The sequence below is a fragment of the Mycobacterium sp. 2YAF39 genome (genome assembly GCF_052114565.1).
Taxonomy (GTDB): Bacteria; Actinomycetota; Actinomycetes; order Mycobacteriales; family Mycobacteriaceae; genus Mycobacterium.
The window spans coordinates 206437-230987 of sequence record NZ_JBFREZ010000001.1; the positions used below are offsets into that span (position 1 = coordinate 206437).

A 24551-nucleotide genomic window follows, 5' to 3' on the forward strand; every position below is an offset into this window, starting at 1 on the left:
CGCGGCGACCCGAGTACCGTTGCGCCATGCCATTCGTCTCGGACATCGTGGGCCCACAGCAGCCCGTCGGTGCGCCGGCGACGCTGGTCACCGGCTCGCTTCGCCGAACCAGCACCATCGACACGTATCCGGCAGGGACCGGCGATTCCGATGTCGAGCTGCGGGCGCGCGATGTGGTGGCGGGGGAGAGTTCGGTCGACGTCCTCGGCGAGATCCGGGTTCGGGCGCACCTGTCGCAACGCGTGATCGACGAGATCAGCTCCACCCCGGTCGACGGGCGCCTCGAGCGGCTGAGTGGTGTGCGGGTCGGTCCCGGGTTCCGCTCGACGGTGGCCAAACTCCTTCCCGGTGAGGCTCAGCGCGCCAGCCTGCTCTATCTCCTGCTCGACGACTGGGTCGGTGCGGCACTGGTATCCGGCTACTCGGTGCAGCACGCGGCGATCACCCTCGGCGTCGAGGAGAAGTTGCCCGCCGGTACGGCCGACCACATGGCGGGTATCTGCGCCGGGTTCGCGCCGGAGGCTTCGCTCGTCGGCTATGCGCGGCGCAACGACACCATTCCCTCCGTACATGGGCCGGTGGCACCGCCGCTGGACGGGTTGCACGCGGTCGAACCGTTGCGTGCACACGGGATGCGCCGATTCCGCAGGCTGGACCTGCATCCGGCCGTTGCGCTGGCCACGTCGGCCGGCTTTGATGCCCATTTCCGGGATTCGCACGTCGACGGCGACGGCATCGAGACGATCGTGCACGAGTACACCGTCGGCGGCTCGGTGGACACGTCGACGCGAACCATCACGTCGATCACGGCCGATGTGCGGGTGCTGCCGTGGCAGGAATGCCCCGGCGCGATCGGCAGTGCGGCGCGCGTTCGCGGAATGTCGCTGTCGGAGTTGCGGGAACGCATCCGCGGTGAGTTCGTCGGCACCACCACCTGCACACATCTCAACGACACGCTGCGCGCCGTCGCCGACCTCGGTGCGCTCCTCGACCTTCGCGCCGGAAGCTAGGGCTCGATGATGTGCGAGGGGTCGGGCCTGCGGTCTGGCGGCGCCTGGCTGTAGTCGCCCCACGGTCCGTCGCGCTGCTCGACGGCCGTCCGAACCCCTTGTGATCCAGCGGTTTCGATGAAGGAGAGCGCATCGGGGGTGTTCCGCATCAACCCGTCGAGGATGGAGCCGAGCGTCTGGGTGGACGCCAGGCCCATGTTCTCGTAGGCCTGGTTGACGATCAGCTTCTGCGCCTGGAGTTGTGAGAGCGGGATCCGGGCGAGCTTGTCCGCGATCTCGGCCACGCGCGCTTCGAGGTTTTCGAACGGCACCGACTCGTTGATGAGTTCGATTGCGGCGGCCTCCTTTCCGGTGAGCGGTTCACCGGTCAGCGAGTGCCATTTGACCTTCGCCAGGCCGAGCCGGTAGATCCACATGCCGGTGAGGTATGCGCCCCACATGCGGGCGTACGGGGTGCCGATGACGGCGTCGTCGCTGGCGATGATGATGTCGGCGCACAACGCATAGTCACTGGCGCCGCCGACGCACCAGCCATGCACCTGGGCGATGACGGGTTTGGATGCCCGCCATATCGCCATGAACTTCTGGCTGGGACTCGTCTCGCGCGCCGTCGTCATCACGAAGTCCTTGCCCGGATCCCAGCGACCGTCGGTGTTCATCGCGTCGCCCCAGTGAGCGAAGCCGCCGCCGAAGTCGTAACCACCGGAGAACGCGCGTCCGGCGCCGCGCAGCACGATCACCTTCATCGCTGGGTCGCGCTCGGCCAGTCCGATGGCCTTCTCGATCTCGTCGGGCATGGGCGGAACGATGGTGTTGAGATGGTCGGGCCGATTCAGGGTGATCGTGGCGACCGGCGGTGCGGTCTTGTACAGGAGGGTTTCGAACGTCGGCATAGCTCGAAGTCTGGCAGAGGGAACCAAAAACTAAGGTGTGCCTACCCTGCGGCCAGCGCCAATGCTATGTTTTGCCTCTCCTAACTTAGAGGGTGCAAATGAATCGATTTTTCGCCTTGTCGGTGCCGATCGCAGCCGCGAGCCTGATCCTCGCGGGCTGCTCCAGTGACAAATCCGGCGGTTCCGAAGAGGCGTCGTCCGCCAGTGGATCAGCAACCTCTTCGAGCGCCGCGGCTGCAGCTCCCGACCCGCTGGCCCAGCAGGCCGCGGAGGATTACACGACCTATGCGATCGGCCAGATCGACGATCTCGTCGCCAGAGTCAAGGTGTTGACCGACGCAGTGCGGGCCAACGATCTGCAGGCCGCGCAGGCGGCGTACGAGCCGTCCCGTGTCCCGTGGGAGCGGATCGAGCCACTGGCCGGCCTGGTCGAGGAGATCGACGGCAAGGTCGACTCCCGCGTCGACGATTTCGAGAATGTCGACGATCCGGCGTTCACCGGCTGGCACCGCCTCGAATACCTGCTGTTCGAGAAGAACACCACCGAGGGCGGCGCACCGTTCGCTGATCAACTCGACAAGGACATCGCATCCCTCAAGGAGCAGTTCCCCTCGGTCGAGGTGAAGCCCATCGATGTGGCGAGTGGCGCTGCGGATCTGATCGAAGAGGTCTCCGAGGGCAAGATCACCGGCGAGGAGGATCGCTACTCCAAGACCGACCTGTGGGACTTCGACGCCAACCTGCAGGGTTCGCAGGCCGCAGTCGACAAGCTGAAGCCGGCTCTGGAGAAGGCTGATCCGGAGCTGCTGGGCAAGATCGACGCCGGCTTCGCCGACATCAACGCCACGCTGGCGCCGCTCAAGAAGGGCGACGGCTGGGTGCTCTACTGCACCGAGAACGACCCCTATCCGTCGCCGCGGTGCACCGGTGTGACCGTTGACCCGGCGACCATCGACAAGCTCAAGGCGCAACTGGCCGGCCTGTCGGAGAACGTGTCGCAGATCGCGGGCGTCCTGAAGCTTTCGTGACCGAACAGCCGCCGCGCCAGGGCATCTCGCGACGAGGGTTCGTCACGGGTGCCCTGGGCGCAGGCGCCGGAGCCGCGGTCGGCGCCGGTGCTACGTACGCGTTGACGAACTCCGGACACCATCGGGGTCCCGCGCCCGAGAGGGCGGAAAAGTTCGTTGCCTTCGAGGGTGAGCATCAGACAGGTGTCACCTCGCTGCCGATACCCGAGCAGGGCATGGTCGCCTCGTTCAACGTCCTGTCGAAGGACCGCGACGGGCTGACGACGGCGCTCAAAGAGTTGACCGAAGAGATCCGCGGGCTGATGGCAGGCAAGCCGCCGGAAACGCGGGATGGGGCCTACCCACCCGTCGACTCCGGCATCCTCGGTGAAAAGCCGCCCGCAGACAACCTTTCGATCGTCGTCGGTGTCGGGGCATCCTTGTTCGACGACCGGTTCGGCCTTGCGCAACGCAAGCCCAAGGAACTCGAGACGATGCCGTTCCTGGCCAACGACAAGCTGGACCCCAAGATTTCGCACGGCGACATCTCAGTCATCTTCGAGGCCGGACACAACGACACCGTCCAGTTCGCACTGCGCCAGGTGATGAGGCGGACGCGAAGCGATCTGGTTCTGCGGTGGATGATCGACGGTTACGCGCGCGGGATCGGCGCGGGCCAGGCGTCGGAAGCGGTTACTCCTCGAAACCTGTTGGGGTTCAAGGATGGTACGGCCAATCTGGACGTCGACGACGCAGCGCTGATGGATCGTCACGTCTGGGTCAATGCCGGGGACGGCGAACCCGAGTGGGCGGTCGGCGGTTCGTATCAGGCCATCCGCATCATCCGGAATTTCGTCGAGTTCTGGGACCGCACCCGGCTCATCGAGCAGGAGCAGCTCATCGGGCGCGCCAAGGTCAGCGGCGCGCCGCTGGGCCTGACGGGGGAGTTCACCGATCCCGACTATCCCTCGGACCCCGACGGTAAGCGGATCCCGCTTGATGCGCACATCCGACTGGCGAACCCGCGCACGCCCGAGACGGACGAAAACCGCATTCTGCGACGCGGTTTCAACTACTCACGCGGATTCGACGGCGCAGGCAGACTCGACCAAGGGCTGGCGTTCGTCGCCTATCAACGCAGCCTCGAGAAGGGCTTTCTCACCGTGCAGCGTCGGCTCAAGGGTGAGCCACTGGAGGAATACATCATGCCGGTGGGCGGTGGCTTCTTCTTCATCCTGCCGGGCGTCACGGGCCCGGATCGCTTCCTCGGCGATCAGTTGGTCAAGTGAGCATCGTCCACAGATAGCTGTAGATCAGCGCCGATTTGAACGCCGTCTGGGCGTTGTCGGCAGCGCCGGCGTGGCCGCCTTCGATGTTCTCGTAGTACTGCACCGGATGTCCCAGTTCCTCCAGCGCCGCGGTCATCTTCCTGGCATGGCCCGGGTGGACCCGGTCATCCCGGGTTGACGTGGTGATCAGCACCGGCGGATAGCGACGGTCGGCGGAGATGTTCTGGTAGGGCGAGTATTCGGAGATGAAGGCCCAGTCGTCGGGGTCGTCCGGGTCGCCGTACTCGGCCATCCACGAGGCGCCGGCGAGCAGCAGGTGGAACCGGCGCATGTCCAGCAGGGGCACACTGCACACCAGCGCACCGAACAGTTCGGGGTACCGCGTCAGCATGACGCCCATCAGCAGGCCGCCGTTGCTGCCACCTTGGGCGCCGAGACCCTCGACCGTGGTGATGCCTCGCTCGACGAGATCGGATGCCACCGCGGCGAAGTCCTCGTACACCAGGTGTCTGTTCTCGCGCATCGCCTGGGTGTGCCATGTCGGTCCGTACTCGCCGCCGCCGCGGATGTTGGCGAGCACGTAAGTGCCGCCGCGCGCGAGCCACAACCGGCCGAGCACGCCGGCGTAACCCGGCGTGTTGGCGACCTCGAACCCGCCGTACCCGCCAAGCAGCGTCGGCCCGGGGCCGGTCGAACTGCGATGGCCCACAACGAAGTACGGGATCTCAGTGCCGTCGGCCGAGGCCACGAAGTGCTGAGTCACCTCGATGTCGGATGCGTCGAAGAACGCGGGCGCACTTTTGACGCACGTCATCTCGGTACCCGCGCGACCCCACAGCAGCTGCGATGGCGTGTCGAAACCGCTTGAATCCAGGAACATCTCGTCGCCATATTCGTCGACGTCCACCAGCACCGTGTTGGTATTCGGCGGTATGCCGGTGATCGCCGACCGTTCCCACGTTGCAGGCGTCACCAGTTCCACGTGGCTGGACACGTCGACAAGCGTGGTGAGCACCAGGTGCTCCCGCGTCCACGCGTAGTTCTCCAGACTTGAATGTTCGTCCGGCTCGAACACGACAGCCAGTTCGCCCGCCCCGGAGAGAAATTCGTCATAGCGGACCGCCAGCAGAGAGCCGGGACGGTAGGTGCGGCCACCGACGGTCCATTCGGATCGCGGCCGGATCAGCAGCCATTCGCGATGCACCGACATACCCGCGTCGGTGGGCACGTCGATGGGGATCAGGGCATCGCCGCGTAATTCGTAGCGGTCGCGGTTGAAGAAGTCGAAAGACCTTGTGATCAGCAGGCGCTCGAAGCCCGGCGTCGGATCGTAGCCACCGCCGACGCTGACATCAGAGGACTCGCCCTCGAACAGGGTGCGTGCCTCTCCGAGGGGTTGACCGCGCAGCCACCGTTTGACGATCCGCGGATAGCCGGAGTCCGTCATCGAACCCGGTCCGAATTCGGTGCCCACCAGGACGGTGTCGCGATCCTGCCACGTGACACTCGACTTCGCTTCCGGTAGCTCGAACCCGTCGGCGACGAATTGCCTTTTCGCCATATCGAATTCGCGGACCACGGTTGCGTCGGCGCCACCGCGGGACAACTCGAGCAGAGCGAGGGAGTGGTCGGGTTCGAGGACGTCGGCGCCGGCCCACACCCAGTTCTCATCCTCGGCGTCGGCGAGCGCGTCGAGGTCCAGGATCACGTCCCAGTCGGGTTCGTCAGTTCGGTATCGCTCCAGTGTGGTGCGCCGCCACAGCCCACGCGGATTGGCCCCATCGCGCCAGAAGTTGTAGAGGTACTCGCCGCGCCGGCGCACATAGGGAATCCGCGCGTCGGTGTCGAGTATCTCCAGCGCCTCGGTGCGCATCTGCTCGAAGCGCTCGCCGCCGAACTCGGCCAGGGTCGGCTCGTTGTGCTTGCGCACCCAGTCCAGCGCGTCGTCGCCGGTGATGTCCTCGAGCCATAGATAGGGGTCTTGTGCCACAAACCCATTGTCGCTGCCGGGCGTAGTGTGAGCCCCGTTACACCCATTCGTTCCCGCGCTCAGAGAGGGAGTCGCTGATGACTGTCTATGCACGCCCTGGTTCCGCAGATGCCTTGATGGCCTACGAGTCCCGCTACGGCAACTTCATCGGTGGGGAATGGGTGCCGCCGGCGTCCGGTGAGTACTTCGAGAACCCGACGCCGGTGACCGGCCAACCGTTCTGTGAGATCCCGCGGTCCACCGAGGCGGACATCGAGAAGGCGCTCGACGCCGCGCACGGCGCCGCGACCGCGTGGGGCAAGACGGCCGCCGGTGAGCGCGCGAACATCCTCAACAAGATCGCCGACCGCATCGAGACCAATCTCGAATCACTGGCACTGGCGGAGGCGTGGGACAACGGCAAGCCGATCCGCGAGACGCTCAACGCCGACCTACCGCTGGCGGTCGATCACTTCCGGTACTTCGCCGGCGCAATTCGTGCGCAGGAGGGCTCGCTGAGCCAGATCGACGACGACACCGTCGCGTATCACTTCCACGAACCGCTCGGCGTGGTCGGCCAGATCATTCCGTGGAACTTCCCGATCCTGATGGCCACGTGGAAGCTGGCGCCCGCGCTGGCGGCAGGTAACGCGGTCGTCCTCAAGCCGGCCGAGCAGACGCCGGCATCGATCCTGTATCTGATGAGCCTGATCGGCGACCTCTTGCCTGCAGGAGTGCTCAACGTCGTCAACGGATTCGGGTTCGAGGCGGGTAAACCGCTGGCGTCGAGCAATCGCATCGCGAAGATCGCGTTCACCGGTGAGACGACCACCGGCCGGCTGATCATGCAGTACGCGTCGCAGAACCTGATCCCCGTCACGCTGGAACTCGGCGGCAAGAGCCCGAACATCTTCTTCTCCGATGTGATGGCCAGCCCGAAAGTGGGGGCTGACGACTTCCAGGACAAGGCGCTGGAGGGCTTCACGATGTTCGCCCTCAACCAGGGCGAGGTGTGCACCTGCCCGTCGCGCAGCCTGATCCAGGCCGATATCTACGACGAGTTCCTCGAACTCGCGGCGATCCGGACCAAGGCCGTGCGCCAGGGCGACCCGCTCGACACCGAGACGATGATCGGCTCGCAGGCGTCCAACGACCAGCTGGAGAAGGTGCTGTCCTACATCGAGGTCGGCAAGGACGAAGGCGCGAGGGTCATTGCGGGCGGGGAGCGCGCCGAACTCGGCGGGGACCTCAATGGCGGTTACTACGTGCAGCCCACGATCTTCGAGGGCAACAACAAGATGCGGATCTTCCAGGAGGAGATCTTCGGACCCGTCGTCGCGGTGACGTCGTTCTCCGACTACGACGACGCCATCAGCATCGCCAACGACACGCTGTACGGACTCGGTGCGGGCGTGTGGTCGCGCGACGGCAACGTCGCCTACCGGGCCGGTCGCGACATCAAGGCCGGCCGGGTGTGGACCAACTGCTATCACGCGTATCCGGCGCATGCGGCGTTCGGTGGCTACAAGCAGTCTGGCATCGGCCGGGAGAACCACAAGATGATGCTCGACCACTACCAGCAGACCAAGAACCTGCTGGTGTCGTACTCGAACAAGGCGCAGGGGTTCTTCTGACGAGCGCTCCCGCGCGGGCGTTGATCACGGCGGCCGCCGCCGATCTGCTGGCCAAACTGCAGAACCGGCACGGCGCGCTGATGTTCCACCAGTCCGGCGGATGCTGCGATGGGTCGTCGCCGATGTGTTACCCCGACGGCGACTTCATCGTCGGCGACCGCGACATCCTGCTGGCGATCTTCGACGTCGGTGACGGGGTGCCGGTATGGATCTCTGGGCCGCAGTTCGAGGCGTGGAAGCACACACAACTGGTCATCGACGTGGTGCCCGGCCGCGGCGGCGGGTTCAGCGTCGAAGCCCCCGAAGGGATGCGCTTCCTGTCGCGCGGCCGCGCATTCAATGACGACGAGAACGCGGCGTTGGAACAGTCGCCGCCGGTGACCGGTGCCGACTTTGCGCAAGGTGTGAGACCTCAGGCCTCTGGGCCCACAACGTAGTTAGGGGAGCAGCCACATCGTGGCCGAAGGCGTCGACGCGTGCCCGATTCCTGGGCGTGCCTCAAGGGCCTAGCGTTTTCCCGGCGTTAACCTCGAAGGGTGATACCGCTGCCGCGCCCGCGGTTGCTGACCAGTGCACTACTGATCGGCACGGCGGTCGGGCTCCTCCTCGGGATCGGGCTGGCCTTGCTGGTCAGCGCCAAGATTCGGCCCGATGTGGTGATTGCGCTCGTCGTCGGCGTGCCCGGTGCGATCGGAATGCTGACGATCCTGCTGTCGCGCCGGCGCTGGTTGACCGCGGTCGGCGCATTCATCATCGCCGTCGCGCCCGGCTGGTTCGGTGTGCTGGTCGCGATTCAGTCGGTGAACGGAGCCTGACGTGGACCGCGACCTGCTCGTCGACACCCAGGAGTTCACCCCGACCTGGGATACCGGCGAATTCGAAGCGCAACCCGACCCAAGCAACGGACTCGACGAGAACCCGTCGGGGCCGTTGCCGTTGCCTGCCCGCTCGGTGGTGGTAGCGGGTGACTACCAGTACATCAAGCGCTGGCACTTCGCCCTTGTCGTCGGCTGCGTCTGGGCGATCGCGGCCGCGGCGGGATGGGGGCTCTACCACTGGTGGTACCACTCGATCGACAAGACCGCGCCGGTGTTCGTCGTGCTCGTCTTCCTGATCCTGTGCACCGTCGTGGGCCTACTCGTCGCGATGGTGCCCAACAGGCCCGTCGCGTCCGCTGTGGCCATCGCGTTCACGTCGGCGCCCCTGGCCGCGACCGCAGGTGCCGCGGTGCTGCACGGTCTCTACTTCTGCGAATGGGCCACTCGATGCTTTGTGGGGTTGATTCCTTACTAGAGTTGAGGTGTGACCCACTATGACGTCGTCGTTCTCGGAGCAGGCCCCGGCGGATACGTCGCGGCCATCCGCGCCGCCCAACTCGGACTGAACACCGCAGTCGTCGAACCGAAGTACTGGGGCGGTGTATGCCTCAACGTCGGCTGTATCCCGTCCAAGTCGCTGCTGCGCAACGCCGAGCTCTCCCACATCATCACCAAGGAAGCCAAGACCTTTGGCATCAACGGTGAAGCCACCATGGACTACGGGGTGGCGTTCGACCGCAGCCGCAAGGTCGCCGACGGCCGCGTCGCCGGTGTGCACTTCCTGATGAAGAAGAACAAGATCACCGAGATCCACGGCTACGGAAAGTTCTCCGACGCCAACACGCTGGAGGTCGACCTCAATGAGGGCGGCACCGAGACGGTCACCTTCGACAACTGCATCATCGCGACCGGTGCCAGCACCCGGTTGGTGCCGGGCACATCGCTGTCGGAGAACGTCGTCACCTACGAGAAGCAGATCCTCTCCCGTGAGCTGCCGGGTTCGATCGTCATCGCCGGTGCCGGAGCGATCGGCATGGAGTTCGGGTACGTGCTGCGCAACTTCGGCGTCGACGTCACGATCGTCGAGTTCCTGCCGCGGGCGCTGCCGAACGAGGACGCCGAGGTGTCCAAGGAGATCGAGAAGCAGTTCAAGAAGCTCGGCGTGAAGATCCTCACCGGCACCAAGGTGGAGTCCATCAAAGACGAAGGGGGCGATGGCTCCGTCCTGGTCACCGTCAGCAAGGACGGTAAGAGCGAAGAGCTGAAGGCCGACAAGGTTCTTCAGGCCATCGGCTTCGCACCTAACGTCGAGGGATACGGCCTTGACGTTGCCGGCGTGAAGCTTACCGACCGCAAGGCGATCGGCATCGACGACTACATGCGCACCAATGTGCCGCACATCTATGCGATCGGCGATGTCACCGGGCTGCTGCAGCTGGCCCACGTCGCCGAGGCGCAGGGCGTTGTGGCAGCCGAAACCATCGCGGGCGCAGAGACTTTGGCGCTCGGCGACTACCGGATGATGCCGCGTGCCACCTTCTGTCAGCCGCAGGTCGCCAGCTTCGGGCTGACCGAGGAGCAGGCCCGCGACGAGGGCTACGACGTCAAGGTCGCCAAGTTCCCGCTCACCGCCAACGCCAAGGCGCACGGGCTCGGTGACCCGAGCGGCTTCGTCAAACTGATCGCCGACGCGAAGTACGGCGAGCTGCTCGGCGGGCACCTGATCGGGCATGACGTCTCCGAACTGCTGCCGGAGCTGACGCTGGCGCAGAAGTGGGATCTGACCGTCAACGAATTGGCCCGCAACGTGCACACCCACCCGACGCTGTCGGAAGCCCTGCAGGAATGCTTCCACGGCTTGGCCGGCCACATGATCAACTTTTGAGAGCCGCGATCTGGGTCGCCGGGATCGGCGGGTTGGTGCTCGGCCACATCCTGTGGCTGGCCGGGATCACGGCTGCGACGAGCACGTCGACGATCAGCACCTGGGTCCTTGTGGTGGCGGTGGTGTCCTTCGTACTCGGCGCCATCGTCGGCACGCTCGGCTGGCGCGCATACCGAAGGAAGTCCGACCTGTGGGCGGCGTTCCTGTGGGCGCTGCCCGCCTCACCGGTACTTCTCTCGCTGGTGGTCCTCGGTGTGACGTACCTATAGTCGGCCGATGCAAGCGGCGCGCGTTGAGGAGATGTATGAACTCCTCGCCCGCTATCCGGTCCCGGCGGACATCTGGGTGTGTGAACAATGTGGACCGGAGTGGACGGCGGAATCCATTCGTGCCGCACCGCTTCGGTCGTTGTCGCTGCCGCAACTGACCGCCCTTCACGTCATGTCGCTCGACGACGACTCGCTGCGGCATTTCTTTCCGCGGCTGATGGAACTCATGCTGACCACGCCCGCACCGGTTTTCGACTTCCGGCTTGCCGACCTCAGCTCGCGGTTGCCGATGTGGCAGCCGGATGAGCAGCAGGCCGTCCGCAGGCTCGCCGAGGCCATCTGGTCACAGCGGCTGGACTCCTACCCGTGCAGGCTCGGATACTTCAGCGACTGTCCCTCGGCGCTCGACCTGCTGGCGTGGTGCGATCTCGATCTCGCGGTGCACCTCGATCTACTGAAGACCGCCGAGACGCACTCTGCTGCAAGACATCTCGCTGATCTGATCGATGCGGTGTTCACGATGAGAGATCCGTTCGAATCGGCATCGAACACCACCGTGCGCAACTGGTTGCGTGACCCGTCGATCGGCGAGCGTCTCCAGGCCGCCTTCTTCGCCGCCGATTCCGACGACGCCTCCGCGCAACTGTCGCGCGCGCACGAGATGTGGACGGTGTGCGCTCGCTAGTCGGGAAAGTCCAGCGGCACGTTGAGCGTGGTGATGGTCGCCGCCAACCCGTCGTACTGTGCGGCAAGCATGCAGAACTCGATGAGCTGCTGCTTGGTGAGGTGTCGAGCCAGCACCGCCCAGGTTTCGGGGGAGACGCCGCGGGTGACGACGAACTCGTCGGTGGCGGTGATGAGGGCACGCTGGCGATCGGTCAGGCCGTCGGCGTCGGGGCCTTCGAAGATCTTGGCCTGGATCTCGGGACTGATGCCCCGGCTGCGGGCCAGCCGCCGATGCTGCTGCAGTTCGTATTCGCAGTCGCGGAGGTGACCGACCCGCAGGATGACCGTCTCGGCGTCCTTCAGCGGCAGCTTGGACAGCGTTCCCAACAGCATTGCGCTATACGGCGCCCAGGCCAGAAACAGAAGTCGGTGCTGGCCAAGCACATTGACGAGACTGAACCTCGGCGCCCGGATTGCCCTGGCGCCGACCTTGGCAATGGCCCAATTGACCGGTCCGAGTTCCTTGAATCCGCCGGGCGCAATGCGCGCGGGCTCGATAGCACTCACCGTGACGAGTGTATCTAGGACTGTTTGACCAGATAGGGCGACACGGTGCTGCGGTGCTCGTCGACGTCCAGTGCCCTGCCGAGCGCGGGGAAGGCCCGCTGCGGGCAGTTGTCGCGTTCACAGACGCGACAGCCGGCGCCGATCGGCGTCGAATTGTCGCCCGACAGATCCAGCCCTTCCGAATAGACCAGACGGTGCGCATGCCGTAGTTCGCAGCCGAGGCCGATCGCGAAGGTCTTACCCGGCTGGCCGTATCGGTGGGCGCGGCGTTCGACCGTGCGGGCCACCCACATGTAGTTGCGCCCGTCGGGCATCTGTGCGACCTGCACCCCGATCTTTCCGGGGCTCGCGAACGTCTCGTACACATTCCACAGCGGGCAGGTTCCACCGCTGGATGAGAAGTGAAAGCCTGTGGCGGACTGTCTTTTCGACATGTTGCCTGCGCGGTCGACGCGCACGAACGACAGCGGCACGCCCCGCATGGAGGGCCGCTGCAGAGTCGACAAGCGGTGCGCGATCGTCTCGTAGGAGACCGCGTAGGACGCCGAGAGACGTTCGACGTCATAGCGGAAGTTCTCCGCGACCTCGTGAAACTGGCGGTATGGCAACACCGTCGCGGCCGCGAAGTAATTCGCCAGCCCGAGCCGGGCCAGCACCGTGGACTCCTCGCTGGTGAAGTTGCCCTCACCCACCAGCTTGTCGATCAGGTCGCCGAACTCGAGGTATGCCAGCTCTGCCGCCATTTTGAAGACCGTCTGACCGGACGACAGATGGTCACTGATCTCGAGTGTCTTGGTGTCCGGGTCGTAGCGGTGTAACACCGTGCCGCCCAAATCGATTCGTCGCTTGATGTGCACACCGTGCACCCTGGTCAGCCGGTCGGCCAGCTCGCGGGCGAGCTCGGCACGGTGCATCCGCATCCGGATGGTGAGGTCCTCGGCGGCGGTGTCCAGTTCGTGGAGGTAGTTCTGCCGCTCGTAGAAGTAGTCGCGGACTTCCTCGTGCGGCATGGTGATCGAGCCGGACCCCGAGCTGAAGCCGCTGCTGTCGGAATGCCTGTCCTCGGTCGCGGCCGCCAACTGCGCGATGGTCAGCCGGTAGCGCCGGTGCAGGTTGACCATCGCGCGCGCGAGCGCGGGATGCGAGCTGACCATGTCGGAGACTTCGGTCAGGTCGACATCGGTGGCCACGTCGCGATCCAGCGTGACCTCGCGCAGCTCGGCCACCAGCCGGGTGTCGTCCTCGGAGGCGAAGAAGGTCGCGTCCACCCCGAACACCTCGGTGATGCGGAGCAGGACGGACACCGTCAGTGGACGCACGTCGTGCTCGATCTGGTTCAGGTAACTCGGTGAGATCTCGAGCATCTGGGCCAGCGCAGCCTGGCTGAAGCCACGTTCGCCGCGAAGCTGCCGAACGCGCGACCCGACGAACGTTTTTGCCACGGTCACCAGCGTAACAACGTTGCGAAGAATGCCTTCGCATCGTTGGCAGTTCTAGGGCTGTGGCAGGATCGGGCGGCATGGCTGACAGCACCGGTCTGGCGAAGGCGATGATGCCTGTGCCCGATCCGCACCCCGACGTGTTCGACATCGAGTGGCCGCTGCGGGTCGCCGACGTCGATCGCGAAGGCAGGCTCAAGTTCGACGCGGCCACCAGGCACATCCAGGACATCGGCTCGGATCAACTCCGGGAAATGGGCTACGAGGAAACCCATCCGCTATGGATCGTCCGCCGCACGATGGTCGATTTGATCAGGCCCATCGAGTTCAAGGACATGCTGCGCCTGCGCCGCTGGTGCTCCGGGACCTCCAACCGGTGGTGTGAAATGCGGGTCCGGGTCGACGGCCGCAAGGGCGGGCTGATCGAATCCGAGGCGTTCTGGATCAACATCAACCAGGAGACCCAGGGGCCTGCGCGCATTTCCGACGACTTTCTCGAGGGTCTGCGACGCACCACCGATGTCGACCGGCTGCGGTGGAAGGCCTACCTGAAGGCGGGCAGCCGCGAGGACGCCGATGAGATCGTCGACTATCCGGTTCGCGTCAGCGACATCGACATCTTCGACCACATGAACAACTCGGTGTACTGGTCGGTGATCGAGGACCACCTCTTCACCACACCCGAGCTTCTGCGCGCACCGTTGCGGGTGACCATCGAGCACGACGCCCCGGTCGCGCTCGGCGACAAGCTCGAGATCATCACTCACGTCCATCCGGCCGGTTCGACGGATAAGTTCGGTCCCGAATTGGCGGATCGCACTGTTACAACGCTCACATATGCCGTCGGCGACGAGACCAAAGCCATCGCTTCGATCTTCGCGCTCTGAGTCCGTCTGCCTAACAGTACGACCGTACTGACGTGCGCAAACCTGCTACTGGCGAGTAACTACTGAACCGGTTCAGGTGATCGCCACCTTCGCAAACTTTGCAACATGGACTGGCGCGTTGGCGAAAATTGGCAATCAAAACAGGTGGACCTGCGCATATGTCGTGATGCATCCTCGTAATAGCGCAACAGCGAAGTTGTTGGAGTATTAGCAAGCCATTCGAAGGAGCATCCCCATGTCGACCGTCGGTCAGCCGAAGTCACCCGAAGAAATCCAGAAGGATTGGGACACCAATCCGCGGTGGAAGGGCATCGAGCGCACCTACACCCCGGCCGACGTGGTGGCCCTGCAGGGCTCCGTCGTCGAGGAGTCCACCCTGGCCCGTCGCGGCGCCGAGGTGCTGTGGAGCCAGCTGCACGATCTGGAGTTCGTCAACGCGCTGGGCGCACTGACCGGCAACATGGCGGTTCAGCAGGTCCGCGCCGGCCTGAAGGCCATCTACCTGTCGGGTTGGCAGGTCGCCGGCGACGCGAACCTGTCCGGCCATACCTACCCCGATCAGAGCCTGTACCCGGCCAACTCGGTGCCGCAGGTCGTCCGCCGCATCAACAACGCGCTGATGCGCGCCGACCAGATCGCCAAGGTCGAGGGTGACACCTCCATCGAGAACTGGCTGGCTCCGATCGTTGCCGACGGCGAGGCCGGCTTCGGTGGCGCCCTGAACGTCTACGAGCTGCAGAAGGCGATGATCGCCGCAGGCGTCGCGGGGTCGCACTGGGAAGATCAGCTGGCGTCGGAGAAGAAGTGCGGCCACCTCGGTGGCAAGGTGCTCATCCCCACCCAGCAGCACATCCGCACCCTCACCTCGGCTCGCCTTGCGGCCGACGTCGCGGACGTGCCGACCGTCGTGATCGCCCGTACCGACGCCGAGGCCGCCACGCTCATCACCTCCGACGTGGACGAGCGCGATCGCCCGTTCGTCACCGGTGAGCGCACTGCCGAGGGCTTCTACCGAGTGCGCAACGGCCTCGAGCCGTGCATCGCCCGCGCCAAGGCGTACGCGCCGTACTCCGATCTGATCTGGATGGAGACCGGCACCCCGGACCTCGACCTGGCCAAGCAGTTCGCCGAGGGCGTCAAGAGCGAGTTCCCCGACCAGATGCTGGCGTACAACTGCTCGCCGTCGTTCAACTGGCGCAAGCACCTGGACGACGCGACGATCGCGAAGTTCCAGAAGGAACTCGGCGCGATGGGCTTCAAGTTCCAGTTCATCACGCTGGCCGGCTTCCACGCCCTGAACTACTCGATGTTCGATCTGGCCTACGGCTACGCCCGCAACCAGATGTCGGCGTACGTCGAGCTGCAGGAGCGCGAGTTCGACGCCGAGGAGCGGGGTTACACCGCCACCAAGCACCAGCGCGAGGTCGGCGCCGGTTACTTCGACCGGATCGCCACGACCGTCGACCCGACCAGCTCGACCACCGCACTCGCGGGCTCGACCGAAGAGGGTCAGTTCCACTGAGCTTGCGAAGTGGAACCAACGAGACGGAGTCACTGAGACCAGGTCCTAGGCTCACGAGGCCGACGGCTTGACAGTGCAGGCCCCGCCCAGAACCCTTGGGCGGGGCCTGCAGCTGTGATGAGGAGTTATCAGTAGTGAGCATCGAAAGAGTCGGCGTCATCGGCGCCGGGCAGATGGGTTCGGGCATCGCCGAGGTGTCGGCCAAGGCCGGCGCGGACGTCGTCGTCTATGAACCGACGGACGAGTTGGTGACCGCCGGTCACTCGCGGCTCACCAAATCGCTGGAGCGCGCGGCGGCCAAGGGCAAGCTGAGCGAAGCCGATCGCGACGCCGCACTCGCGCGGCTGAAGTTCACCACCGACCTCGGCGACCTCGCCGACCGTCAGCTCGTGATCGAGGCGGTCGTCGAAGACGAGACCGTCAAGGGCAAGATCTTCGCCGAGCTGGACAAGATCATCGCCGATCCCGACGCCGTACTCGCGTCGAACACGTCGAGCATTCCGATCATGAAAATTGCTGCGGCAACGGGGAATCCGAGTCGAGTGCTGGGTCTGCACTTCTTCAATCCGGTGCCCGTCCTGCCATTGGTGGAACTCGTCAGCACGCTCGTCACTTCTCCCGAGGCCGCCGCGCGCACCGAGCAGTTCGCGAGCGAGGTACTCGGCAAGAAGGTGGTGCGCTGCGGGGATCGCTCGGGTTTCGTCGTCAACGCGCTGCTGGTGCCTTATCTGTTGTCCGCCATCCGGATGGCGGAAGCGGGTGTCGCAGCAGTCGAGGACATCGACACGGCGATCGTCGCCGGGCTGTCGCATCCGATGGGCCCGCTGCGGCTGTCCGATCTGATCGGCCTCGACACGATGAAGCTCATCGCCGACTCGATGTACGACGAGTACAAGGACCCGAGCTACGCACCGCCGCCGCTGCTGCTGCGCATGGTCGAAGCCGGTCAACTGGGCAAGAAGTCAGGCCAGGGCTTCTACACGTACTGACAAGCGTGCACTCGGCGGAGAACTAGGCCTCAGCTAGGCGCTTCTTCTCCGCCTCGATATCGAAATCAGCTGGCGGCCAAGACAAGTCGAGCGCTTCGAGCGCTTCGATCAGCAGTTCGGTGATCGCCAGCCTGCTGTACCACTTCCGGTCGCACGGGATCACGTGCCACGGCGCGTAGTCGGTCGACGTCTTGTCCAGCAGCGCCTGGTACGCCTCCTGATACAGCGGCCACTTCAGCCGTTCGTCGACATCGGCGGGGTTGTACTTCCAGTATTTGTCCGGACGGTCGAGACGCTCGGCCAGGCGCTGCTTCTGCTCATCGAGCGACACGAACATCGCAACCTTGATCAGCGTCATGCCGTCGTCGACGAGCGCCTTCTCGAAGGCGTTGATCTCGTCGTAGCGTGCGCCCCACACATCGGGTGCCACCAAGTCGTGCACCCGCACGATCAACACGTCCTCGTAGTGGCTGCGATCGAAGACCCCGATATGGCCAGGAGTCGGCAGCGCGTTGCGGATGCGCCACAGGTAGTGGTGCGACATCTCTTCCTCGGTCGGCTTTCCGAAGCTCCTGTACCGAATGCCTTGTGGATTACCCGCTCCCACAACGTGTTTGACGATGCCGCCCTTGCCTGCGGTATCCATGCCCTGGAGTACGAGGAGTATCGATCGGGTGTCGCCGGAGCGGCTGTTCGCGTAGAGCATCTCCTGCAATTCCGCGAAACGCTCGTTGCGCTCGGCCTGCAGCCCCGGTGCATCGGCCTTCTTCCCCTTGAAGCCCGGCGTCGCGCTGGTGTCGATGTCGGCGACCTTGTCGCCGGCACGAAACTCGAGGTGTATATGCGGCTCATGCGTCCACAGGGACGGGAGGTCGGACTCGCTCATCCGCTCAGTCAAGCAGTTGCGGTGGCAGAACCGGCTGAGGATGCGGCTCTTGCCTGAACTTCTCCAGCGATCCGCCGACCTCGACGATGCCGCAGAGCGCACTCCAGGACAGCATCGTCAAGTAGTCGATGAGCTCGTCGGAGCTGATGCGGGGGTTCGACATCCACGAGTGCGTCGCCAACTGCACACCGCCGACGGTGTGGAACGCCCATGCCGCCGCGCCACCGGTGTCCATACCCACCTCGGACATCCGGCGGCGGAGCATGACGCCGAGCATGCGGGCGATGATCTGCTCGGAGTCCGCGACCGCCTTGCTCTTGCTGGCCGAGTTGTTCGCCATCACGAACATGTAGGGCTCCGGCTCGGAGGCCACAGTTTCGACGTAGACCTTGATGATCTCGCGGGTCAGCTCAAAGCCGTCGAGGTTCGACGACAGCGCCGAAGCCATGTTCGGGATGAGCGTGGTCTGCGCGAACCGCATCATCACGGCGGTCGTCAGGTCGTTCTTGTCGACGAAGTAGCGGTAGAGCACCGTCTTGGACACGCCGATCTCGGCCGCGATCTCGTCCATGCTGACGTTGCTGCCGCGACGCCGGATCGCCTCTAGGGTGCCGTCGACCAACTCATTGCGCCGTTCCACCTTGTGCTGGTGCCAGCGCCGCTTGCGTCCATCGCTCTTGACCGTGACGGACGAGGTCTCTTGTGCCACGATCGCCGTAATCCATTCCCTAGTTCTTCTTGATAGTACGGGCGAGCCGGGTTTCAGGCGTTGTCGGCTCGGCCCCGCACTCCGCGTCGTAGCGGATGATGTAGGTGTGGCACACAGACCAAACCTCGGCGCACACACAATGACGGAGCCGCCGATCGCTCCACGGCGCAGCATCGCCGAGTCGCTGGCCGGTGTCGACAGTGCCGCGGATGACGAGCGTCGGCGCGGGCTGCGGCGGATGAAACTGGTCGCGCTCTCGTTCCTGCTCGGCGCCACGGCGATTTTCCTGGTCTGCACATGGGCCCAGTCCACCGGCGCGCCGGGGTGGGTCGGATACGTCCGTGCCGCGGCCGAAGCGGGCATGATCGGCGCGCTGGCCGACTGGTTTGCGGTCACCGCGCTTTTCAAGCACCCGATGGGCATTCCGATACCGCACACCGCGATCATCAAGCGCAAGAAGGACCAACTCGGCGAAGGCCTCGGCACCTTCGTTCGGGAGAACTTCATGTCGGCCGAAGTCGTCGAGACCAAACTGCGCGACGCCCAGGTCGCGGGCCGGCTGGGCAAGTGGCTCTCCGATTCCGCCCACGCTGAGCGTGTGGCGGCCGAAACCTCAACGGTCCTGCGGGTTCTGGTGGAGATGCTGCGCGACGAGGATGTCCAGCACGTGCTGGACCGGATGATCGTCAAGCGCGTCGCCGAACCGAAGTGGGGCCCCCCGATCGGGCGGGTGCTCGCCTCGCTGCTGGCTGAGGGACGTCAGGAAGCCCTGATCCAGCTGCTGGCCGACCGCGCCTTCCAGTGGTCGCTCAATGGGGGCGACATCATCGAGCGGGTCGTCGAGCGGGACTCGCCGACCTGGTCGCCCCGCTGGGTCGACCACCTCGTCGGCGACCGCATCCACCGCGAGCTGATGGACTTCACCGACAAGGTGCGCCGTAACCCCGAACACGAACTGCGACGGTCGGCCACCCGGTTCCTCTTCGAATTCGCAGATGACCTGCAGCACGACGATGACACGATTCGGCGGGCCGAGAACGTCAAGGAGCAGATCCTGGCCCGCGACGAGGTCGCCAAGGCCGCCGAGACCGCATGGACGACGGCCAAGCGGATTTTCCTCGAGTCGGTCGACGACCCGAATTCGGCGCTGCGGACGCGCATCGCCGACTCCGTGGTGCACATCGGCGAAGCGCTGCGAGACGACGTCGACCTGCGGGACAAGGTCGACAACTGGATCGTTCGGGCGGCTCAGCACCTCGTCACGCAATATGGGGCGGAAATCACAGCGATCATCACCGAGACGATCGAGCGGTGGGACGCAGATGAGGCCAGCCAACGCATCGAATTGCACGTTGGCCGTGACCTGCAGTTCATCCGTATCAACGGCACCGTGGTGGGCTCGCTGGCGGGCCTTGTGATCTATTCGATAGCTCAGCTACTCTTCTGACCTGCGCTAACTAGTGCTTGCAAAAGTTAGCACCCGGTCGTACGGTAGGGCGTGTCGCTATCGGGTTACCCGATGCGGGAGGGAGTCACGCGTGACGCAGGATGAGAAGATCGCCGCTGTTGTGTCCAACGCTGCGCAGGACATCGGCACCTTCATCCGTACGCAGCGCGAGGCAGCACAGGTATCGGTGCGGCAGCTGGCCGAGAAGGCCGGCGTGAGCAATCCCTACCTCAGCCAGATCGAGCGGGGATTGCGGAAACCCTCCGCCGACGTGCTCAACCAGATCGCGAAGGCGCTCAGAGTGTCCGCGGAAGTTCTCTACATAAGGGCCGGGATTCTGGAACCTAGCGAGAACAACCAGGTCCGCGACGTGATCATCACTGACTCGGCGATCACCGAGCGGCAGAAGCAGGTGCTGCTCGAGATCTACACCTCGTTCTGTCAGCAGAACGAAGCCGCAGTCATCGAGACCGATGAGGAGCCGACGACTGACTAGAGCACCTCAACGTCCGAATTAGTTCGAACCGATCACCACGACAAACGAAACGAAAGGAACCACCGACATGGCCAAGAAGACTCCGGCCAAGAACCAGCCCACCGCTGACGACCTGAAGGCCCCGCTGCTTGCCGCGGTCGGCGCAGCCGATCTGGCCCTCGAGCGCGTCAACGAGATCGTCGCCACCCTGCGTGAGCGTGCCGGCGAGGCCCGCACCGACGCCGAGTCGCGCGTCGAGGGGACCCGCGCCCGCGTGACGAAGCTGCAGGAGGAGCTGCCGACGCAGTTCGGTGACCTGCGCGATCGGCTGACCTCCGACGAGCTGCGCAAGTTCGCCGAGACCTACGCCGAGGCCGCAACGACCTCCTACAACAAGCTGGTCGAGCGCGGCGAGGCCGCCCTCGAGCGGCTGCGCAGCCAGCCGGCCCTCGAAGGTGCCGCCGGTCGCGTCGAGGCGCTTTCGGACCAGGCCGTCGAGCTGACCCAGGAAGCGCTTGGCAACGTGGCGACCCAGACCCGCGCGGTCGGCGAGCGTGCCGCCAAGCTGGTCGGCGTCGAGCTGCCGAAGAAGGCCCAGAAGGCCGCGGCTCCTGCCAAGAAGGCCGCCAAGAAGGTTCCGGCCAAGAAGGCTCCCGCCAAGAAGGCTCCGGCCAAGAAGGCGGCCGCCAAGAAGGTCACCCAGAAGTAGCATTTCGGCTCTGAGTCGCCGACTCGGGCGGCTCAGAGTCGACCAGGGGACGTAGCCCGCATACGCTTGGAGCGTGCAGCTCCAAACACTGGCGGGTTACGTCCTCTTACTTTTGGCCGTCGTAGTGCTGGCTGCCACGTTGTACGCCTTCGTCCACGCCGCCATGCAGCGGCCTGACGCGTACACCGCGGCCGGCAAGCTCACCAAGCCGGTGTGGTTGCTGATCATCGGCGGCGCAGGGGCGTTCGGCGTGCTCACCAGTCTCGCCGGGGTGTCCGTCTTCGCCATCGCGATCGCTGCGGTCGCGACGGGCATCTATCTCGTCGACGTACGCCCGAAGATCCTGGAGATCCAGGGAAAGTCCCGTTGAGTCAGCTGCGTCTCTTCGCGGCGGCGATCGCGACGGCCGGTGTGCTTGCGTCCCTTGGCTTCGCGCCTCTCGCCGCCGCCAATCCGGTGCCTGCCCCGCCGTATGTCGACCACGTCGAGTGGGCGAAATGGGGCGACCTGTCCAGTCTGCGGGTGTACCCGACCGCCGCGGGACGTCAGGCTTCAGGCGTCGCGACGACGACGGCGATGGATGAGGCGTGGGCCGAGGTGCTGACTCTCTCGCCGGACGCCGCGATGCCCGGCATGTTGGACCAGTTCATGTGTCACTGGGAATTCGCCGAACTGAGCCAGCCCGGCAAGACCAGCTGGAATCTGGAGCCGTGGCGGCCGCAGGTCGGCATGGACACGCTGGCGTCGACGCGCTGCAACCCCGGCGGCACCGAGGAACCGTTCTAGATGGTGCCGTCGAACGGCTATCGCCGCGACGACGTGGCCGCGCTCGTCGACCACACTCTGCTCAAGCCCGAAGCCACCGAAAGCGACGTCGTACGCCTCGTCGAGGAGGCCACCCAACTCGGGGTGTACGCGGTCTGCGTGTCACCGTCCATGGTCGCCGTCGCGAAGCGGGCAGGCGCACAACGGCTGCCCATCGCCGCAGTCGTCGGATTCCCCTCGGGTAAGCATCTTTCGGCCGTCAAGGCCGGGGAGGCGCGCTTGGCGGTGGAGGCGGGGGCCGCCGAGATCGACATGGTGATCGACGTGGGGTCCGCGGTGTCCGGCGACTTCGCAGCCGTACAAGCGGACGTCGCGGCGGTCCGAGCGGCTATTGGCGCGGATGTCGTCCTGAAGGTGATCGTGGAGTCGGCGGCGTTGCTCAGCATCGTGGGTGAGCAGGCACTTGTCGATGCGTGCAGGGCCGCTGCGGACGCCGGCGCGGACTTCGTCAAGACCTCCACGGGGTTCCATCCGGCGGGCGGCGCGTCGGTACAGGCCGTGGAACTGATGGGTGCCACCGTGGGCCCTCACATCGAGGTCAAGGCCAGTGGCGGCATCCGCACGGCCGCCGATGCGGTGGCGATGCTCGACGCGGGAGCGACCCGGCTGGGTCTGTCGGGAACCCGGTCGGTCCTCGACGGATTGGAGGCGGTCGGGGCGACAATTGACGCAAACTAAAATTTGTTGCTGATGACCTTTGGTAAGTGTGCCAAAACTGTTCGAACGTGTATTTTCCTTAGCTATTTCGCAGGTGACACGGATAGGATGTACCGCATGACCACGCAGAAAAATTTGCTTCGTCGGGTTTCCACGGTTGCGGGAATCTCAGCGATCGCCGCGATGGGGTTCTTCACCGCATCGTGCGCGAAAGAAGAGGAAAAGGCCCCGGAGACCTCGACGACCACCACCACGACCACCACGACCACGCCGTCGTCCACGGTCCAGCCGACGGAGAACGCCCCTCGCCTCGAGCCGGGCCAACCGAACCCGTTCTCGCCGACCGTCATTGCGCCGCCCGCAGGCACGCAAGCTCCGGGGCATCACAGCCTGCCGGGTCATCACTGAGACGGTGCGCCGGATCTCGGCGCTCGGAGCAGCGGCGCTGATCGCCACAGCTGGCATCAGCGCCGGATGCGCGCGGCAATCTCCCGCCGCGATCACGGGTCCCTATGCGTCGCTGCTGGCGAGTTCGACGGATCTGGGGCCGTCGCATTCGGGCGACGCGCAACTGACCGTCACTTTCGCTGACCCGGCACAGTCTCAGGAGCTGACCCAGTGGGCCGGCGGGCAAGGCCTGTGGGTGCGCGGGCAGCCCGGCGACGGCTGGGCGGTTGTCGAGGGCGCCGCACCGGACGTTGCGCGGGCCTTCGGTGTGCCTATTCACGATTACCGGGGCATGCAGGGCCAGGTGTTCTACGCGTCCACACAACAGCCGTCGGTACCGGCACCGCTGCGCGGAGTCGTGTCAGAAGTGGGCCGGATCAACGGCTTCACACCGCACCGCATGGCGAGTCCGGGGTTCCTGCCGCTCGACGTGCAATGGGGCGGACTGACACCTGACGGTCTCCTGGACGCCTACAACGCCGATCCCCTTGTCGAACAAGGCTTTACCGGCAAGGGCGAGACGATTGTGTTCTTCGCCTTCGATAGCGCCAGTCAGGACGACCTGGACACCTTCTCCGACACGTCGGGCCTGCCCCGCTTCACCCCTGAGATCGTCGGTGGGAAGCCGGACGAGCAGCACGGCGAAACGGCGATGGATCTGCAAGTGGCACACGCGATTGCGCCGGATGCGCGCCTCGTCGTCGTCAATGCCCGGCCCACAGTGGAGGGCGACGGCGCCTACGAGAAGATCGGGAAGATGTTCACCGATGCCGATCGTCAGTTCCCCGGAGCGGTGTGGAGCATGTCGATCGGCTGGGGTTGCGAGAAGCTGGTCACCGCCGCGGACCTGGCGCCGGTCGCGGCGGCGGTGGCGGCGGCGCAGAGGCACGGCACCACGGTCTTCGATGCGACCGGAGACACCGCGGGACTGGAGTGTAAAGCCGGCGAAAGCTGGTCGGCCCCACCGGGACCCGACGACATCGGCCTTGACGCGGTCTCCTCGATACCGGCGATCACCGCGGTGGGCGGTACCACTTTGTCGACGAGCCCCCGCGGCCAGTGGGTCGGCGAACGCCCATGGATCGATTCTCCGCTGTCACAGGGGTCGAGCGGCGGAGTGTCGACGTTGTTCGACCGGCCGGGGTGGCAGCGTGATCTCAGCGTCGAACGGGATACCGAGCGCCGCCGCCTTTCGCCCGACGTCGCCGCGGTCGCGGATCCGTTCACCGGGGTGAGGTTCATCTACAAGCAGACCGAGGTGATCGGCGGCGGCACCTCGCAGGCGGCGCCGATCTGGGCCGCACTCGCCGTGCTGATCAACCAGTACCTCGACGCCAATGGAGGCGATCCGCTGGGCAACGCCAACCCGCTGCTGTACCGGGTCGCGAGCGGTTCCTACATCCCGGGATTCCGCGAGATCGGCCCCGGCGGCAACGCCGTCGACTATTCACAGCCCGGCTACGACGTCGTGACCGGACTTGGGAGCCCGAACGTCTCCAACCTCGCCCAGAACATCCTCGCGCTCCAGAGGGGTGTCGCGCCTCGGTGAGTG

Annotated in this window: 26 protein-coding genes and 1 pseudogene; 21 read left to right on the plus strand and 6 right to left on the minus strand. The window is 65.3% G+C overall.

Features of this window, described 5'->3' with window-relative positions; translation table 11 throughout:
- Nucleotides 1-26 precede the first annotated feature (26 nt).
- On the plus strand, nt 27-1010 hold the full coding sequence (locus AB4Z42_RS00975) for a DUF2889 domain-containing protein (protein WP_442007262.1): 984 nt from the start codon (nt 27-29) through the stop codon (nt 1008-1010).
- Here the strand turns inward: AB4Z42_RS00975 and AB4Z42_RS00980 are convergent.
- Nucleotides 1007-1903, minus strand: a complete 897-nt coding sequence (locus AB4Z42_RS00980; protein ID WP_442007263.1) for a crotonase/enoyl-CoA hydratase family protein — start codon at nt 1901-1903, stop codon at nt 1007-1009. The two genes, AB4Z42_RS00975 and AB4Z42_RS00980, sit on opposite strands and share 4 nt — an antisense overlap.
- 98 nt (nt 1904-2001) lie before the next feature.
- Here AB4Z42_RS00980 and AB4Z42_RS00985 point away from each other — a divergent pair, with 98 nt between their 5' ends.
- On the plus strand, nt 2002-2931 hold the full coding sequence (locus tag AB4Z42_RS00985; protein ID WP_442007264.1) for an EfeM/EfeO family lipoprotein: 930 nt from the start codon (nt 2002-2004) through the stop codon (nt 2929-2931).
- Nucleotides 2928-4199, plus strand: a complete 1272-nt coding sequence (locus AB4Z42_RS00990; protein ID WP_442007265.1) for a Dyp-type peroxidase — start codon at nt 2928-2930, stop codon at nt 4197-4199. Before AB4Z42_RS00985 ends, AB4Z42_RS00990 begins: the two co-directional genes overlap by 4 nt.
- Here the strand turns inward: AB4Z42_RS00990 and AB4Z42_RS00995 are convergent.
- Nucleotides 4192-6189 carry a prolyl oligopeptidase family serine peptidase gene (locus tag AB4Z42_RS00995; RefSeq protein WP_442007266.1) on the minus strand — a complete coding sequence of 666 codons (1998 nt, stop codon included), beginning with the start codon at nt 6187-6189 and terminating at the stop codon, nt 4192-4194. The genes AB4Z42_RS00990 and AB4Z42_RS00995 overlap by 8 nt on opposite strands.
- Before the next feature lie 77 nt (nt 6190-6266).
- Between AB4Z42_RS00995 and adh the strand changes: the two genes are divergently transcribed.
- From adh to AB4Z42_RS01030, 7 genes are all read left to right on the plus strand, one after another.
- Nucleotides 6267-7802: an aldehyde dehydrogenase gene (gene adh / locus AB4Z42_RS01000; RefSeq protein WP_442007267.1), complete on the plus strand. Its 1536-nt coding sequence runs from the start codon at nt 6267-6269 to the stop codon at nt 7800-7802.
- Nucleotides 7799-8239, plus strand: coding sequence for a DUF779 domain-containing protein (locus tag AB4Z42_RS01005; RefSeq protein WP_442008066.1), 441 nt, complete (start codon nt 7799-7801; stop codon nt 8237-8239). Before adh ends, AB4Z42_RS01005 begins: the two co-directional genes overlap by 4 nt.
- Before the next feature lie 99 nt (nt 8240-8338).
- Nucleotides 8339-8617 (plus strand): putative holin, encoded by a 279-nt coding sequence (locus AB4Z42_RS01010; protein WP_442007268.1) that lies wholly within the window; start codon nt 8339-8341, stop codon nt 8615-8617.
- Nucleotide 8618: 1 nt separating this feature from the next.
- Nucleotides 8619-9095, plus strand: coding sequence for a hypothetical protein (locus AB4Z42_RS01015; RefSeq protein WP_442007269.1), 477 nt, complete (start codon nt 8619-8621; stop codon nt 9093-9095).
- A 9-nt stretch (nt 9096-9104) separates the two neighbouring features.
- A complete protein-coding gene (gene lpdA, locus AB4Z42_RS01020; protein ID WP_442007270.1) occupies nt 9105-10505 on the plus strand; it encodes a dihydrolipoyl dehydrogenase in 1401 nt (466 codons plus the stop codon).
- Nucleotides 10466-10774 carry a hypothetical protein gene (locus AB4Z42_RS01025; protein WP_442007271.1) on the plus strand — a complete coding sequence of 103 codons (309 nt, stop codon included), beginning with the start codon at nt 10466-10468 and terminating at the stop codon, nt 10772-10774. Before lpdA ends, AB4Z42_RS01025 begins: the two co-directional genes overlap by 40 nt.
- A gap of 7 nt (nt 10775-10781) precedes the next feature.
- The gene (locus tag AB4Z42_RS01030) at nt 10782-11459 is read left to right on the plus strand and encodes a hypothetical protein (RefSeq protein ID WP_442007272.1); all 678 of its coding nucleotides are present in this window, start codon (nt 10782-10784) and stop codon (nt 11457-11459) included.
- On the opposite strand, the gene AB4Z42_RS01035 is transcribed toward AB4Z42_RS01030, so the two are convergent.
- Together AB4Z42_RS01035 and ramB are read right to left on the minus strand one after the other, a co-directional pair.
- Nucleotides 11456-12007 (minus strand): carboxymuconolactone decarboxylase family protein, encoded by a 552-nt coding sequence (locus tag AB4Z42_RS01035; RefSeq protein ID WP_442007273.1) that lies wholly within the window; start codon nt 12005-12007, stop codon nt 11456-11458. The two genes, AB4Z42_RS01030 and AB4Z42_RS01035, sit on opposite strands and share 4 nt — an antisense overlap.
- 14 nt (nt 12008-12021) lie before the next feature.
- The gene (ramB, locus tag AB4Z42_RS01040) at nt 12022-13449 is read right to left on the minus strand and encodes an acetate metabolism transcriptional regulator RamB (RefSeq protein ID WP_442007274.1); all 1428 of its coding nucleotides are present in this window, start codon (nt 13447-13449) and stop codon (nt 12022-12024) included.
- Nucleotides 13450-13526: 77 nt separating this feature from the next.
- On the opposite strand from ramB, the gene AB4Z42_RS01045 reads away from it, so the two are divergent.
- From AB4Z42_RS01045 to AB4Z42_RS01055, 3 genes are all read left to right on the plus strand, one after another.
- A complete protein-coding gene (locus tag AB4Z42_RS01045; protein ID WP_442007275.1) occupies nt 13527-14333 on the plus strand; it encodes an acyl-ACP thioesterase domain-containing protein in 807 nt (268 codons plus the stop codon).
- Between the two features lie 235 nt (nt 14334-14568).
- Nucleotides 14569-15855, plus strand: coding sequence for an isocitrate lyase (aceA, locus tag AB4Z42_RS01050; RefSeq protein WP_442007276.1), 1287 nt, complete (start codon nt 14569-14571; stop codon nt 15853-15855).
- A gap of 134 nt (nt 15856-15989) precedes the next feature.
- Nucleotides 15990-16844, plus strand: coding sequence for a 3-hydroxybutyryl-CoA dehydrogenase (locus AB4Z42_RS01055; protein ID WP_442007277.1), 855 nt, complete (start codon nt 15990-15992; stop codon nt 16842-16844).
- 22 nt (nt 16845-16866) lie between these two features.
- Here AB4Z42_RS01055 and AB4Z42_RS01060 read toward each other — a convergent pair whose 3' ends face one another.
- The gene (locus AB4Z42_RS01060; protein WP_442007278.1) at nt 16867-17730 is read right to left on the minus strand and encodes a polyphosphate kinase 2 family protein; all 864 of its coding nucleotides are present in this window, start codon (nt 17728-17730) and stop codon (nt 16867-16869) included.
- Between the two features lie 4 nt (nt 17731-17734).
- Nucleotides 17735-18439 carry a TetR/AcrR family transcriptional regulator gene (locus AB4Z42_RS01065; protein ID WP_442007279.1) on the minus strand — a complete coding sequence of 235 codons (705 nt, stop codon included), beginning with the start codon at nt 18437-18439 and terminating at the stop codon, nt 17735-17737.
- A 139-nt stretch (nt 18440-18578) separates the two neighbouring features.
- On the opposite strand from AB4Z42_RS01065, the gene AB4Z42_RS01070 reads away from it, so the two are divergent.
- The 8 genes and pseudogenes from AB4Z42_RS01070 to AB4Z42_RS01105 all read left to right on the plus strand — a co-directional run bounded on the left by AB4Z42_RS01070 (nt 18579) and on the right by AB4Z42_RS01105 (nt 24548).
- The gene (locus AB4Z42_RS01070) at nt 18579-19886 is read left to right on the plus strand and encodes a DUF445 domain-containing protein (protein ID WP_442007280.1); all 1308 of its coding nucleotides are present in this window, start codon (nt 18579-18581) and stop codon (nt 19884-19886) included.
- 91 nt (nt 19887-19977) lie between these two features.
- Nucleotides 19978-20382 (plus strand): helix-turn-helix domain-containing protein, encoded by a 405-nt coding sequence (locus AB4Z42_RS01075; protein WP_442007281.1) that lies wholly within the window; start codon nt 19978-19980, stop codon nt 20380-20382.
- 589 nt (nt 20383-20971) lie between these two features.
- A pseudogene (locus AB4Z42_RS01080) lies at nt 20972-21052 on the plus strand (heparin-binding hemagglutinin); the annotation flags it as partial.
- A gap of 91 nt (nt 21053-21143) precedes the next feature.
- The gene (locus AB4Z42_RS01085) at nt 21144-21440 is read left to right on the plus strand and encodes a DUF2516 family protein (protein ID WP_442007282.1); all 297 of its coding nucleotides are present in this window, start codon (nt 21144-21146) and stop codon (nt 21438-21440) included.
- A 5-nt stretch (nt 21441-21445) separates the two neighbouring features.
- Nucleotides 21446-21856: a DUF2599 domain-containing protein gene (locus AB4Z42_RS01090; RefSeq protein ID WP_442008067.1), complete on the plus strand. Its 411-nt coding sequence runs from the start codon at nt 21446-21448 to the stop codon at nt 21854-21856.
- Entirely contained in the window at nt 21857-22573 is a 717-nt protein-coding gene (gene deoC, locus AB4Z42_RS01095; RefSeq protein ID WP_442007283.1) for a deoxyribose-phosphate aldolase, read from the plus strand. It abuts the gene before it with no gap.
- 96 nt (nt 22574-22669) lie between these two features.
- Nucleotides 22670-22960, plus strand: coding sequence for a hypothetical protein (locus AB4Z42_RS01100; protein ID WP_442007284.1), 291 nt, complete (start codon nt 22670-22672; stop codon nt 22958-22960).
- Between the two features lie 4 nt (nt 22961-22964).
- On the plus strand, nt 22965-24548 hold the full coding sequence (locus AB4Z42_RS01105; RefSeq protein WP_442007285.1) for a S53 family peptidase: 1584 nt from the start codon (nt 22965-22967) through the stop codon (nt 24546-24548).
- Nucleotides 24549-24551 lie beyond the last annotated feature (3 nt).